Source organism: Micromonospora matsumotoense (assembly GCF_900091525.1).
Taxonomy (GTDB): domain Bacteria; phylum Actinomycetota; class Actinomycetes; order Mycobacteriales; family Micromonosporaceae; genus Micromonospora; species Micromonospora matsumotoensis.
On sequence record NZ_FMCU01000009.1, the window covers coordinates 107,972 to 120,653 of the forward strand.

The window sequence follows — 12,682 nt, forward strand, 5'->3', positions numbered from 1 at the left end:
ACCGGTGGTTCAGACACGCTCCGTGAGCAGCGGATGACAACCCGGCACGGGTGATCGGAGCGTGGATTTCTCGGGCTATGCGCTCTTCCCATGGTAGCCCGACGGCGTCCCGACCGCCCAGGTCTAGCGGCAGGAGGGTCCGTGCGGGACCCTGGAGGGGTACCGCACACCGCTCGCCGCACCGCTTACCGGGGGGCTCGATGGGCAAGCCTGACGCAGAGGGACACGGCCCGTCCGACGGGCTGCCCGATCTGCCACCGGAGTGGGGCCGGGTGGTCGTGCCCGATGACGCGTCCGCGCTGGCCGACGAGGCCGTCCAGCTCCGTCGCGAGCTGCGCCGACGCGCCTCGACCACCCGGTGGCGACGCCGGCTGGGGCTGACCGCCCGCCCGGACGGCCGACCACCGCTCGGGCTGCCCCTGCTGATGCTGCTGGTGGCGGTGCTCGCCACCACCGTCGGCCTGGTCACCGTCACCTGGCCGCGGTCGTCCCGCGGCACCGACCGGCCCACCGTCCTGCCGCAGTCGGCCACGTCGGCCCCCCTGGTCGGGCGGTCGCTGCCCGCGCTGGACCTGGTCGACGTCGACCAGACGCCGGTGCCGCTGCGCGGCCTGCTCCCCGCGATGATCATTCTGGTGGACGGCTGCGCGTGCGCCGCGCAGGTGGCCGCCGCCGCCAGCGCGGCACCCGACGGCGTCCAGGTCGTCAGCGTCGCCGGTGGACGCGAGGTGACCCCCGGCCCGCCGGTCGACGGCCCGGTACGCGCCCTCGCCGACCCCGCCGGTGAACTACGCGCCGCATTGCACCTGCCCGCCCGGCCCGACACCGCCCCGGCGCTGCTGGTGGACCGGGCCGGCACGGTGGTCCGGGTCCTGCCCGAGCTGGGTGCCGCCGCCGACTACCGGGGCGACCTGGTCCGGCTCGCCGGCTGATCCTGCTCGGCAGATGTCGCTCAGGGCACCGCGACGACCTGTGCCTCCAACTCCACCGAGCCCGGTCCCACCGCCGAGAACTCCAACCGGGTACGCCCGTCCGGCCCGGTCAGCTCCCACGCCACCAACTCGCCGTCGCAGGCCGTACGCCGTTGCTGCGGTGGATCGTCGTGCAGGATCGAGACCGACAGCGTCCCGTCCCCGGAGCAGCGGTACTGCAACAGGTGGCGTACGCCGTCGGGCGGTGACTCCCGACGCACCGGGGGCCGGCCCGCCACCAGGGTCATCCGCTCCCGCCACCAGGTGTCGGTGAACGTCGGCAGCCCCACGTCCGGGTCGCCCGAGGCACCGGGCAACTCGGACGCCTCCAGCACCCGCCCGGTCCGGATGTCGAGCACCACCACGCGTCGGGTCGCCTCCGCACCGGTCGACGGCCTCGGCGACACCGCCGCCACCACCCCGGCCGGACCGGTCACCGGGGCGGTGGCCGACCACCACCAGCCGCCTGCGACCAGGGCGAGCAGGGCCGCGCCGGCCAGCACCGCACCGCGCAGCCGGTCATTGCCGCCCACCTCGACCCCCACCCGGCGAGGGTAACCAGGAGCCGGCGGCGGCGCTCGGCGCAGCGCCGACCCAACTGGCCCTGACCAGGTAATATGCCTCAGTCGGGACCGTGCGGGTGACCCGGGGCCGGACCCGGGACGGCGGCCGGTCGGCAGCCGGGTCGACGGGCCCCACGCGGATCAGGACCGGCGTTCGAGGAGAGCGGCGTAGAGGGTCAGTCCCGGGCCGAAGGCGAGCAGCACGATCCACCGGGGTGGCACCGCCGCCCGGAACAACCGGTCCAGGATCAGCAGCACGGTGGGTGACGAACAGTTGCCGTGCTCGTCGAGGACCGCCCGGGAGGCCGCCAGGGCGTCGGCGGGCAGGGTCAGCTCCCGCTCCACCACGTTCAGGATGCGCGGTCCCCCCGGGTGCACCGCCCAGCCGTCGACCTCGGCGATCGTCGTGCCGTGCCGGGCCAGCAGGCCGTCCACCAGCCCCCGGACATGCGCCGAGAGCACCTGCGGCACCTTCGGCGACAGACCCATCCGGAAACCGGTGTCGGTGACGTCCCAGGTCATGTGGTCGGCGGTCGAGGTGTCGGTGACCGAGGCGACCTCGCGCAACGCGTACCCCTGGGGGGTGGTCTCCGTCCCCGGGACCAGCACGGTGGCCACCGCCGCGTCGGAGAACAGGGCGTGCGAGACGATCTGCTGGGTGTCCATCCGGGCCGACGCCGGCTGGATGTGCAGGCTGGTCAGCTCGGCGCAGAGCAGCAGCGCCGGCCGGCCCCGCGCGGTCACGAAGTCGCCCGCCGCGCCCAACCCCGGCAGCGCCGCGTAACAGCCCATGTGCCCGACGAACATCCGCTGGGTGTCCGGCGCCATGCCCAGGTCACGGGCGAGCAGGATGTCCAGCCCCGGGGTGGCGTACCCGGTGCAGGAGCAGACCACGAACAGACCGAGGTCACCCGCCGCGAGCCCGGCGGCGGTCAACGCCCGCCCGACCGCCTCCTTGCCCAGCGACAGGGCCTCCACCTGGTAACGCCGCATCCGCCGGCCGGTCGGCCAGTCGGAGACGTCCTCCAGCAACGGGTTGACCGCCGCCTGCCGGTGGGACACCCCCGAGTTGGCGAAGATCCGCTCGGCCAGTGCCCGGGTGGGACCCGAGAAGTGCTTCGCGAAGTAACCCGCCCAGAGTTCGTCCTGACGGGCCCCGGGCGGCTGCGCCGTACCCAGCCCCGCGATCAACGGCACGGCCATCTGTCCCCACCTCTCGTCCACACTGCCCGTCCGGCGGCCACCCCGACCTCCGTCACCCTCACCAACGAGGGGCCGTTCCGTCGCGGTCCGGGTCACCCCCGAGCACCGCCACCCCGAGCCAGTCGGCGCACACGTCCGAGGTCGCCGGGTGCAGCGAGCCGCAGCGGGCGTCCCGGTAGAGCCGTTCCAGCGGATGCCCCCGGCGGGTCGCCGAGGTGCCGGCCGCCTCCAGCATGGAGGCCGCCACCTCCGCCGCCGTGCTGCCGGCGAGCAGTTTGGCCCGCCACACCCACCGGTTGGTCTCCGCGTCGCCGGGGGCGTCGTCGACCCGGCGGGCCGCCTCGGCCACCACCAGCTGCGCCGCCGCCACCGCCGCGTCCGCCCGACCGAGCCGGGCCCGGACCGCCGGCAGGCCGCCGAGGTCCCGCGCGTTGAGGTGCTCGGCCGCGGCGTCCACCGCGGCCCGGGCCACCCCCACGTAGACGGCGGCGTAGCTGGCCACCAGCCAGTGCGGCATGAGCTGGGCGACCACCAGGGCCAGCCCCTCCACGCCACCGAGCAGCCGGTCCGCCGGCACCGTCACGTCCAGGTGCAGGTCGTGCGACGAGGTGGCCCGCATGCCCAGGGCGTCCCAGGTCGGCTCCACGGTCACCCCCTCCCCGGCGCGCACCAGGAACTGGGAGACCACCGCCGGGTCGGCGGCGCTGCGGGCGGCCACCAGGTAGCCGTCGGCGTGACCGGCCCCGGAGCAGAACGTCTTGCTCCCCTTGATCCGCCAACCGCCGTCGACCGGCTCGTAGACCGTGCTGAGCCGGGACAACCGGGCCCCCGCGCCGCGTTCGCTCATCGCCACCGCGTACCAGGCGCCCTCGGCCGCCGCCCGGAGCAGCCGGTCCCGGGCCACCAACGCCTCGTCCGGTACGCCCAGCGCCTCGGCCAACTCCTCGGTGACCGCGCCGAGCGCGCCGGTGACCGAGGCGTGCATGTTGAACACCAGCGCGGTCGCGCCGTTGCCCCGGGCCAGCTCGGTGGCGACCGCCGCGTACCCGGCGAAGGAGGCGTCCGCGCCGCCCAGCCCGGCCGGGACCATCAGCCCGAACAGCCCCGACTCCCGCAGGTCGGCGAAGTCGTCGGCCGGGAACGTGCCGTCCCGGTCGTGTCCGGCCGCCCGCGCGGCGAACCTCGGCGCCAACCGGCGGGCCGCCGCCAGAGCGTCCACAGTCATTCGGTCCCCTTCCTGGGTGTTCCTGGTACCCCGAGCCGGGGCGACTACCCGTGTCGGACCCCCCGGCCCTGGTAGAGCACCGCCGTGGACCAGGTCGGTCGGATCATGGGCCCGCCGGGGCGTGCGCCGCGACCGGCACCGCCACCGGTACGCCGCGCCAACCAGCCCAGCGTCCCCCACAGGTCCGGTCGCACGCCTCTGACCCGCAGGGCGACACCGTGCCGGGCGCACTCGGCGACCAACTCACGGTCGTCCACGAACAACCGTGGGTCGTGGATGCCCCGGGGCACGGCGGGCAGCCGTTCACCCACCTCGACCGCGATCAGCCGGGCCAGCACGGTGTCGTTGAGGGTGTCCAGCACCAGCAGCCCACCGGGGCGCAGCAGGCGGCACGCCTCGCCGACCGCGGCCCGCCAGTCGGGCACGTGCTCCAGCACCTCACCGGCCGCCACCACGTCGGCGCAACCATCGGCGAGCGGCACCGCCGTGACGTCACCGGCGAGCGCGGTCACCCCGTGCGCCGCCGCCTGCTCCAGGGCCGACCGGGTGAGGTCCACCCCGACGTGCCGGTAGCCCTTGCCGACCAGGTGCGGGGCCATCAGTCCGGCGCCGCAGCCCAGGTCGACCAGGAGTGCGCCGGGTCGGGTCGTCGGCGGAACCAGGGCCGCGCGGGCCCGGGCCAGCCAGTGCAGCATCGCGAAGGCGCCGTCGGGTCGCCACCACTCGCCGGCCAGGTCGTCGTACTGGCGGGGATCGTTGGGGGGCAGCACCCGGGCACCATTGGACACCGGACCGTCACGCATGGCATCGAGCGTGGCACGACCGGCCGGTAACGACCAGACTTCCCTTATGTCGAGGACGGTGTTAGGGCTGGTCAGAGCGAGTCATCCGGAACCCGGTCTGGCAGTGACCACGGTGGCCGGGCTGCTCGCCGTCGGGGTCGGCCACCGTCCGGCCGGGACGGTCGCCGTGGTGCTCACCGTGCTGGCCAGTCAGCTCGCCGTCGGCTGGACCAACGACGCGGTGGACGCCGGCCGGGACGCCACGGTGGGGCGTCCCGACAAGCCGGTCGCCGCCGGGGCGGTGGGCCGCCGGACGGTGGCGGTGGCCGCCCTGCTGGCCGCGCTCGTTACCCCACTGCTGGCGCTGACCACCAACCCCGTCGCCGCGTTCTGGTACACCCTCGGCCTGGTGTCGGCGCTGCTCTACGACTGGCCGCTGAAGTCCACCCCGGTCTCGGTGCTGCCCTACGCCGTCTCCTTCGGCACGCTGCCCGCCTTCGTGGTCCTCGCCCTGCCGGGGGCACCCACTCCACCGGTCTGGCTGGTCGTCGCGGGGGCCTGCCTGGGTGCCGGCGCGCACTTCGCCAACGTGCTGCCCGACCTGGCCGACGACGCCCGGACCGGGGTGCGCGGGCTGCCGCACCTGCTCGGCGCGACCGGGAGCCGGCTGGCCGCCGCCGGGCTGCTGTTCGCCGCCACCGTCGCCCTGGTTCTCGGGCCACCCGGGCCGCCGTCGTGGGTCGGCTGGTCGGCCGTCGCGGCGGCCGTCGCGGTGCCGGCCATCGGCTGGTACGCGGGCCGCGCCGCCACCCGCCGCGACGGTCGCTCGGTGGCCGCCTTCCGGGCGGTGCTGGTGGTGGCCCTGATCGATGTAGTGCTGCTGGTGGCGAGCGGTCGGGTGGTCTGACCGGCACCCGCCCGGGTGGCGGCGCCGGGTCCGTGTGCGGCCCTCGATGAGCCCCAACTACCCTGGAGCGCGGTCTGCGCGGGTATGACCACCCCGGCCCCGGGTCCGCACCGGGTGGGGATCGTGACGAGGAGGACCGACGTGACGCGCTCGATCAGGGGTTCCCGGCGGGCCACCCTGCTGTCCGGCCTGGTGGGGGCGACCGCCCTGCTGGCCACGGGCTGCGGGGCGGGCCAGGTGTCCGAGACCGCCAACAAGCAGCCGTCGGTCCAGGGTGTGAACGTCCAGACGTCGGACAACGCGTACAAGGTGCGCGGCCTCTACGTCGAGTACCCGGGTGAGAGCGGCCTCGCCTCCGGCGCGAACGCCGCGCTCAACACGGTGATCTACAACGACACGCGGGAACCGGTCACCGTCACCGTCACCACCGACAGCGCCCGGCAGATCGTGCTCACCGGTGCCGCCGGCTCGGCCAGCCCGTCCGGCTCGGCCTACCCGTCGGGCAGCGCCTCGCCGTCGGGCAGCGCCTCCCCCGCGGAGGGCGTCTCGCCGTCCGGCGACGCTTCCCCGTCCGGCGACGCCTCGCCGTCCGAGGGTGCCTCCCCCTCCAGCGACGCCTCCCCGTCGGGGGATGCATCGCCGTCCGAGGGTGCCTCGCCGTCGGCCAGTCCGTCCGCGCCGGCCGGTCAGCCGGCCCGGATCGAGATCCCGGCTCTCAGTTACGTGCAGCTCAACGTGCAGAACGGCCGGCACCTCCAGCTCGTCGGGCTGAACGAGGCGCTGCGCACCGGCCAGCAGGTCAACCTGACCTTCGACTTCGGCGGCGGCCGTACCGTCAGCACCCCCGTGCCGGTCGGTGTGCCGCTGAGCCCGGCTCCCCCGGCCTCCCCGATCGTGCACCGTGAGGGTGGCGAGGAGAGCGGCCAGGAGGGCAGCTCCGGCCACGGCGGCTGACCCGGAGACCCGCACCACCGACACCGCCGGCGTGGCGACGACCACGCCGGCGGTGTTTTCGTCACCGGTGGGGGTTAGCGTCCTGGGGTGACCACCCCCCGATCGACTCCCGCCCGTGGTGCGTCCGGCGCGTCCCGGGGCCGGGCCGCCCGTGAGCCCCGCCCCGCCTACGAGTGCGACGCCTGTGGTCACCAGCCGCCCAAGTGGGTGGGACGCTGCCCGGAGTGCGGCGAGTGGGGTTCGGTGGTCGAGTGCACGGTCACCGGCCCGGTCGTCTCCGGCCGGGTGGTCAGCTCCCGGATGCCCGCCGAGCCGGCCCGGCCGATCGCCACGATCAGCGCGGCGCCGGCGCGGGCCCGACCCACCGGGGTCAGCGAACTCGACCGGGTCCTCGGCGGCGGTCTGGTACCCGGCGCGGTGGTCCTGCTCGCCGGTGAGCCGGGGGTGGGCAAGTCCACCCTGCTGCTCGACGTGGCGCAGCAGTGGGCGGCCACCGCCGGCAGCCCGTCGCTGGTGGTCAGCGGCGAGGAGTCGGTCAGCCAGGTCCGGCTGCGCGCCGAGCGGATGGGCGCCCTGCACGAGCAGCTCTGGCTGGCCGCCGAGAGCGACCTGAGCGCCGTGCTGGGCCACCTCGACGCGGTCAAGCCGGGCCTGCTGGTCCTCGACTCGGTGCAGACCATCTCCACCACCGGCAGTGAAGGGGTGCAGGGCGGGGTGACCCAGGTGCGGGCCGTCACCGCCGCCCTGGTCGCGGTCGCCAAGGAACGCGGCATCGCCACCGTGCTGGTCGGCCACGTCACCAAGGACGGCCAGGTCGCCGGGCCCCGGGTGCTGGAGCACCTGGTCGACGTGGTGTTGCACTTCGAGGGCGACAAGCACTCCTCGCTGCGGATGGTCCGGGGCGTCAAGAACCGGTTCGGCGCGGCCGACGAGGTCGGCTGCTTCGAAATGCACGAGGGGGGCATCAGCAGCCTGGCCGACCCCTCCGGGCTCTTCCTCACCCGCTACTCCGAGCCCGTCCCGGGCACCTGCGTGACGGTGGCGATGGAGGGGCGACGGGCGCTACTGACCGAGGTGCAGGCGCTGATCGGGGCGACGGTGGCCGGCTCGCCCCGGCGTACCGTCTCGGGGCTCGACGGGGCCCGGTTGGCGATGGTGCTGGCGGTGCTCCAACGCCGCACCGAGCGACTGACCCTGCACGACCGGGAGGTCTTCGCGGCCACCGTCGGCGGCATCCGGGTGGTCGAGCCGGCCGCCGATCTCGCGGTCGCGTTGGCGGTCGCCTCCGGCGGGCTCAACCTGGCCATCGCGCCGCACCTGGTGGCGATCGGCGAGGTCGGGCTGACCGGCGAGGTACGCCGGGTCGGCGCGGTCCCCCGCCGGCTCGCCGAGGCGGCCCGGCTCGGCTTCCGGACGGCCCTCGTGCCGACCGGATGCGGCCCCGAGAGCACCGGTGCCGGCCCCGACAACATGCGGGTGATCGAGGTCACGGATGTGCGGTCGGCGCTCCAGGCGGTCGCCCGCGCATCCGTGGAGTGACGGGTCGGTGGCGAACGGCCGGGGACCGGTCGGGCCATACCGGACAACGACCGCCAGGTCAGGCGGGTGGAGGAAATCCAACGCCGTGACACATCACAGTAACCACGAGAGCACCCACCGCAGGGCAGTCCGTAGACTGTGCGCGTGCCGACCGACCGCGACGCCGCCAAGCCTGCCGGCGCGACGCCCCACACCCGCGCCGCCGCCGTGGGCTCGCCCACCCGTCCGATCAGCGTGAGCGTCACCGGGGCCACCGGCAGCGCCGGTGATCCGCTGCGGGCCAACCTCGCCCTGATGGCACCCGGGACCGCCCTGCGCGACGGGCTCGAACGCATCCTGCGTGGCCGGACGGGCGCCCTGATCGTCCTCGGCTACGACAAGGTCGTCGACGGGATCTGCACCGGCGGCTTCCCGATGGACGTCGAGTTCTCGGCGACCCGGGTCCGTGAACTGTGCAAGATGGACGGCGCGGTGGTGCTCTCCAGCGACGGCACCCGGATCGTCCAGGCCGGTGTGCACCTGATGCCCGACCCGTCCATCCCCACCGAGGAGTCCGGCACCCGGCACCGCACCGCGGAGCGGGTGGCCCGACAGACCGGCTACCCGGTCATCTCGGTCAGCCAGTCGATGCGGATCATCAGCCTCTACGTCAACGGCCAACGGCACGTCCTGGACGACTCGGCGGCGATCCTCTCCCGGGCCAACCAGGCCCTGGCCACCCTGGAGCGCTACAAGCTCCGCCTCGACGAGGTCTCCGGCACCCTCTCCGCGCTGGAGATCGAGGACCTGGTCACCGTCCGGGACGCGGTCGCCGTGGTGCAGCGGCTGGAGATGGTCCGCCGGATCGCCGACGAGATCGCCGGGTACGTGGTCGAGTTGGGCACCGACGGCCGGCTGCTCGCCCTGCAACTCGACGAGCTGATGGCGGGCGTCGACGCCGACCGTACCCTGGTCATTCGGGACTACCTGCCCACCGGCCGCAAGTCGCGCACCCTCGACGAGGCCCTGGTCGAGCTCGACCTGCTCGGCGCGACCGAACTGATCGACCTGGTCGCGGTGGCCAAGGCGATCGGTTACCCGGCCGCCTCCGACGCGCTCGACGCGGCGGTCAGCCCGCGCGGGTTCCGGCTGCTGGCCAAGGTGCCCCGGCTGCCGGTGGCCATCGTCGACCGGCTGGTGCTGCACTTCGGCAGCCTCCAGCGGCTGCTCGGCGCCACCGTGGAGGACCTGCAGGCCGTCGAGGGGGTCGGCGACGCGCGGGCCCGGGGCGTACGGGAGGGGCTGTCCCGGTTGGCCGAGGCATCCATCCTGGAACGCTACGTCTGACCGGCGCGGTCATGGACCAGGCCGACCGGCTCGGGTGAGCCGGTCGGCACCGGCAACACGCCGGGTCAGCCGGTGACGACCAGCTTGACGGGTTCGCTCAGCTTGGTGCCCACCCGGGCGAAGACCTGGTAGTTGCCGGCCGGCGGGTTGGGGCCCGAGGCCACACCCTGGCTGCACCGGCTGGCGTCCATGCCGTTCCAGGTGAGCTGGTAGGAACGCTCGAACCCGGGGGTGAAGGACTGCACGTCGGAGCCCTTGCCCGTGCCGCAGGTGTCCGACGACCAGACCTTCTCCGCCCCGGACTTGATGAACAACTCCTGGACGTCCGCACCGACGTCCCGGTTACAGGTCCGCTGGGACCTGTTCTTGATCTTGAGGCTCAGGTCCACCGGAGCACCCCGACGCACCTCGGCCGGGAGCGCCACCGGCGTCACCTGGACCTCACTGTCGGTGCAGGTGCCGTCGTCCACCCGGGCCGGGTTGACGGGCGGATCGGCCGGCGGAGTGCTGCTCGTGCCCGGCTCGGTGGTCAGCGCGGCCGACGAGTCCGGCGCATCGGCCGCACCGGACGGCGACGCGGACCCGGGGGTCGTCGGCGAGGCGGCCGTCGGGGAGGCCCCACCCGCCGCAGGAACCGACGGCGAGGACCCGGTACCCGATGTGGTGCCGGTGTCCCCCGATCGGGTGCACGAGTAGAGCAGGACAATCAGGAAGAGGAGCCCTGCTCCGAGTACGACGGCGCGACGCCGCCAGTACACGGCGGAGGGCAGGGGACCGACCGTCAGACGCATGATGCCCCCACCGTAGCGGCGCGACGCATCAGGACCGACCACGACTCGCCGGGCGTCGGCCGGCGGACGGGAAACGACCCTCCACTCGCGACGGTCGCCCGGAATCCACGCCGACCCACGTCACAGGTAGACCTTGCGTTGGTACACCGCGTGCGCGCCGGCCACCCGGTCGAGGAAGAGCAGCCCGGCGCAGTGGTCGATCTCGTGTTGCAGGGCGCGGGCCTCGAAGCCGTCGGTGACCAGCCGGACCGGCGCACCGCTGCCGGGCAGCACCCCCTCGACCACCAGCCGACTGGCTCGCTTCACGTCGCCGGTCAGATCCGGCACCGACATGCAGCCCTCCCGGCCCGGCTTCCAGCGGCTCGCCTCCACCACCCGGGCGTTGCAGAGCACGAACGTGCCATGCACCGTCACCGCCTTGGGATGACCGGTCACGTCCACCGCGAACACCTGCGCACCCACTCCGACCTGTGGCGCCGCCAGACCGACACAGCCGGGCGAGACCCGCATGGTGGCCACCAGGTCGGCCGCGAGCCGGACGGTCTCCTCGGCGGTCGGGTCGACCTCCGGCCCCGGCCGGCTCAGCACCGGCTCGGGGGCGCAGACCACCCGGCGCACCTCCCCCGGCACGCCCAGCGCCGCCGGGGTCCAGCCGCCGAGTCCGGCGTACGGTTCCTCGCTCACGGGTTTACCTCGGTTCGCGACTGCGGGGCTCGCAAACCCGGCTCACTCCTCGCGCTCACAGCAGATCCGGGTCGGCGGGGCGCAGGGAGAACCCGACACCCAGGCCGGCGGCGACCCCGGAGAGCCGACCGGTCAGGTCGTCGGCGCTGCCCAGCGGCAGGTCCACCTCGGCCACCACCACGTAGAGCGAACCGGCCAACCGGGTGCTCAGATCCGTCACGTTGCCGCCGCTCTCGGCGACCACCCGGGTCATCGCCGCCACGATGCCCATCCGGTCCGCGCCGTGCACCGCCAGCACGTACGGCTCACCCGCCGGCGCCGTCGTACCGTCCGGGGTGACCGCGCGTACGGTGGCCAGCAGTTGACCGTCGGCGGCCAGCGGCGTCAGGGCGGCCTCGACCTCGACGGCGGTCGGGCCGACACAGATCAACGTCATGGCGAAGTGACCGCGTAGCCGGGTCATGGTGGAGTCGGTGAGGTTCGCGCCGAGCCGGGCGAGCACCTCGGCGACGTCGGCCACGATGCCGGGCCGGTCCCGACCGATGACGGTGATCGCGAGCTCGCTCATCCGGGCATTCTGCCCGATCCGCCCGGCGACCCGGTGACGCCCCGCCCGGCCCGCCCAACCATCGGGAAGGTACCGCGTGACATCATCGTCGGCGCGATGACTGAACCGACCTTCACCACCCTGGTCAGCCGGTGGTACGAGCAGAACGCCCGCGACCTGCCCTGGCGGGTGCCCGGCATCGGGGCCTGGCCGATCCTGGTCAGCGAGGTCATGCTCCAGCAGACCCCGGTGGTGCGCGTCCTGCCCGCCTGGCACGCCTGGCTCGCCCGGTGGCCCGATCCCGCCGCCCTCGCCGCCGACACCCCGGCCGAGGCGATCCGGATGTGGGGCCGGCTCGGCTACCCCCGTCGGGCGGTACGGCTGCGCGAGTGCGCGGTGGCGATCGTGGAACGGCACGGCGGTCGGGTGCCCGACCAACTGGACCAATTGCTGGCACTGCCCGGCATCGGGACCTACACGGCTCGGGCGGTCGCCGCGTTCGCGTACGGTCAGCGGCATCCGGTGGTCGACACGAACGTGCGGCGGGTCGTCTCCCGGGCCGTCGCCGGGGACCCGGATGCCGGCCCGGCCACCACCCCGGCCGACCTGGTCGCCTGCGCGGAGCTGCTGCCGATCGAGCCGGCCGCCGCGGCACTGGCCAGCGCCGCCTTCATGGAACTCGGCGCGATCGTCTGCACCGCCCGCTCGCCGCGCTGTCCGGCCTGCCCGGTCGAGTCGGTCTGCGCCTGGCGGGCCTCCGGCCAGGCGGCGCCCACCGGCCCGACCCGCCGGCCCCAACGCTATGCCGGCACCGACCGTCAGGTGCGGGGGCTGCTGCTCGGGGTGCTCCGGGACACCACCGGCCCGGTGCCGCACCAGCGGCTCGACCAGGTGTGGCACGACGACGTCCAGCGGGCCCGCGCACTGGCCGGGCTGGTGAAGGACGGCCTGGTCGAGCCGGTCGGCGAGGAGAGCTTCCGGCTCATCGGCGACGGCCCCGTCGCCCAGCCCCTCCCCGGCTGATTCGGGGGGGCACGGCACGACGGGTGCCACTGCGGGGTGGCGTCGCTGATATGGCAGTGGTGCGGGCCCGGGCCGGCCGCCGGACGCGGTGTCGGCACGCTGGGCAGGATCTTCCGTCCGCAGTCGGACGCCGTGTCAGCACGATGGCTGGATCTTCACCAGGGCCG

At 74.5% G+C, this 12,682-nt stretch carries 13 protein-coding genes; 6 read left to right on the forward strand and 7 right to left on the reverse strand.

What is annotated here, in order from left to right:
• Positions 1–200: 200 nt before the first annotated feature.
• Positions 201–932, forward strand: coding sequence for a hypothetical protein (locus tag GA0070216_RS18905; RefSeq protein ID WP_091247592.1), 732 nt, complete (start codon positions 201–203; stop codon positions 930–932).
• 20 nt (positions 933–952) lie between these two features.
• On the opposite strand, the gene GA0070216_RS18910 is transcribed toward GA0070216_RS18905, so the two are convergent.
• The 4 genes from GA0070216_RS18910 to GA0070216_RS18925 all read right to left on the reverse strand — a co-directional run bounded on the left by GA0070216_RS18910 (position 953) and on the right by GA0070216_RS18925 (position 4,765).
• The gene (locus GA0070216_RS18910) at positions 953–1,516 is read right to left on the reverse strand and encodes a hypothetical protein (protein ID WP_091247594.1); all 564 of its coding nucleotides are present in this window, start codon (positions 1,514–1,516) and stop codon (positions 953–955) included.
• Positions 1,517–1,675: 159 nt separating this feature from the next.
• Entirely contained in the window at positions 1,676–2,737 is a 1,062-nt protein-coding gene (locus GA0070216_RS18915) for a type III polyketide synthase (protein ID WP_091247596.1), read from the reverse strand.
• Positions 2,738–2,795: 58 nt separating this feature from the next.
• Entirely contained in the window at positions 2,796–3,962 is a 1,167-nt protein-coding gene (locus tag GA0070216_RS18920) for an acyl-CoA dehydrogenase family protein (protein WP_091247599.1), read from the reverse strand.
• Between the two features lie 44 nt (positions 3,963–4,006).
• Complete coding sequence (locus tag GA0070216_RS18925) at positions 4,007–4,765, reverse strand: methyltransferase domain-containing protein (protein WP_091247601.1); 759 nt, start codon at positions 4,763–4,765, stop codon at positions 4,007–4,009.
• On the opposite strand from GA0070216_RS18925, the gene GA0070216_RS18930 reads away from it, so the two are divergent.
• The 4 genes from GA0070216_RS18930 to disA all read left to right on the forward strand — a co-directional run bounded on the left by GA0070216_RS18930 (position 4,764) and on the right by disA (position 9,470).
• Complete coding sequence (locus GA0070216_RS18930) at positions 4,764–5,651, forward strand: UbiA family prenyltransferase (RefSeq protein ID WP_425413169.1); 888 nt, start codon at positions 4,764–4,766, stop codon at positions 5,649–5,651. The genes GA0070216_RS18925 and GA0070216_RS18930 overlap by 2 nt on opposite strands.
• 141 nt (positions 5,652–5,792) lie before the next feature.
• Positions 5,793–6,605, forward strand: coding sequence for a copper chaperone PCu(A)C domain-containing protein (locus GA0070216_RS18935; protein ID WP_091247945.1), 813 nt, complete (start codon positions 5,793–5,795; stop codon positions 6,603–6,605).
• Positions 6,606–6,692: 87 nt separating this feature from the next.
• Entirely contained in the window at positions 6,693–8,144 is a 1,452-nt protein-coding gene (gene radA, locus GA0070216_RS18940) for a DNA repair protein RadA (protein WP_091247605.1), read from the forward strand.
• Positions 8,145–8,288: 144 nt separating this feature from the next.
• The gene (disA, locus tag GA0070216_RS18945) at positions 8,289–9,470 is read left to right on the forward strand and encodes a DNA integrity scanning diadenylate cyclase DisA (protein WP_091247948.1); all 1,182 of its coding nucleotides are present in this window, start codon (positions 8,289–8,291) and stop codon (positions 9,468–9,470) included.
• Between the two features lie 65 nt (positions 9,471–9,535).
• On the opposite strand, the gene GA0070216_RS18950 is transcribed toward disA, so the two are convergent.
• The 3 genes from GA0070216_RS18950 to GA0070216_RS18960 all read right to left on the reverse strand — a co-directional run bounded on the left by GA0070216_RS18950 (position 9,536) and on the right by GA0070216_RS18960 (position 11,513).
• Positions 9,536–10,261: a hypothetical protein gene (locus GA0070216_RS18950; RefSeq protein ID WP_091247607.1), complete on the reverse strand. Its 726-nt coding sequence runs from the start codon at positions 10,259–10,261 to the stop codon at positions 9,536–9,538.
• Between the two features lie 120 nt (positions 10,262–10,381).
• Positions 10,382–10,945 (reverse strand): peptide deformylase, encoded by a 564-nt coding sequence (locus tag GA0070216_RS18955; protein ID WP_091247610.1) that lies wholly within the window; start codon positions 10,943–10,945, stop codon positions 10,382–10,384.
• Between the two features lie 55 nt (positions 10,946–11,000).
• On the reverse strand, positions 11,001–11,513 hold the full coding sequence (locus tag GA0070216_RS18960; protein WP_091247613.1) for a glycine cleavage system transcriptional repressor: 513 nt from the start codon (positions 11,511–11,513) through the stop codon (positions 11,001–11,003).
• A 96-nt stretch (positions 11,514–11,609) separates the two neighbouring features.
• Here GA0070216_RS18960 and GA0070216_RS18965 point away from each other — a divergent pair, with 96 nt between their 5' ends.
• The gene (locus GA0070216_RS18965; RefSeq protein ID WP_091247615.1) at positions 11,610–12,515 is read left to right on the forward strand and encodes an HhH-GPD family protein; all 906 of its coding nucleotides are present in this window, start codon (positions 11,610–11,612) and stop codon (positions 12,513–12,515) included.
• Positions 12,516–12,682 lie beyond the last annotated feature (167 nt).

Excerpts from the sequence above, each read along its gene's own strand:
- GA0070216_RS18905 (WP_091247592.1), top strand. The coding sequence starts at position 201 with ATGGGCAAGCCTGACGCAGAGGGACACGGCCCGTCCGACGGGCTGCCC.
- GA0070216_RS18915 (WP_091247596.1), bottom strand. The coding sequence starts at position 2,737 with ATGGCCGTGCCGTTGATCGCGGGGCTGGGTACGGCGCAGCCGCCCGGG.
- GA0070216_RS18950 (WP_091247607.1), bottom strand. The coding sequence starts at position 10,261 with ATGCGTCTGACGGTCGGTCCCCTGCCCTCCGCCGTGTACTGGCGGCGT.
- GA0070216_RS18930 (WP_425413169.1), top strand. The coding sequence starts at position 4,764 with ATGGCATCGAGCGTGGCACGACCGGCCGGTAACGACCAGACTTCCCTT.
- GA0070216_RS18960 (WP_091247613.1), bottom strand. The coding sequence starts at position 11,513 with ATGAGCGAGCTCGCGATCACCGTCATCGGTCGGGACCGGCCCGGCATC.
- GA0070216_RS18920 (WP_091247599.1), bottom strand. The coding sequence starts at position 3,962 with ATGACTGTGGACGCTCTGGCGGCGGCCCGCCGGTTGGCGCCGAGGTTC.
- GA0070216_RS18925 (WP_091247601.1), bottom strand. The coding sequence starts at position 4,765 with ATGCGTGACGGTCCGGTGTCCAATGGTGCCCGGGTGCTGCCCCCCAAC.
- GA0070216_RS18965 (WP_091247615.1), top strand. The coding sequence starts at position 11,610 with ATGACTGAACCGACCTTCACCACCCTGGTCAGCCGGTGGTACGAGCAG.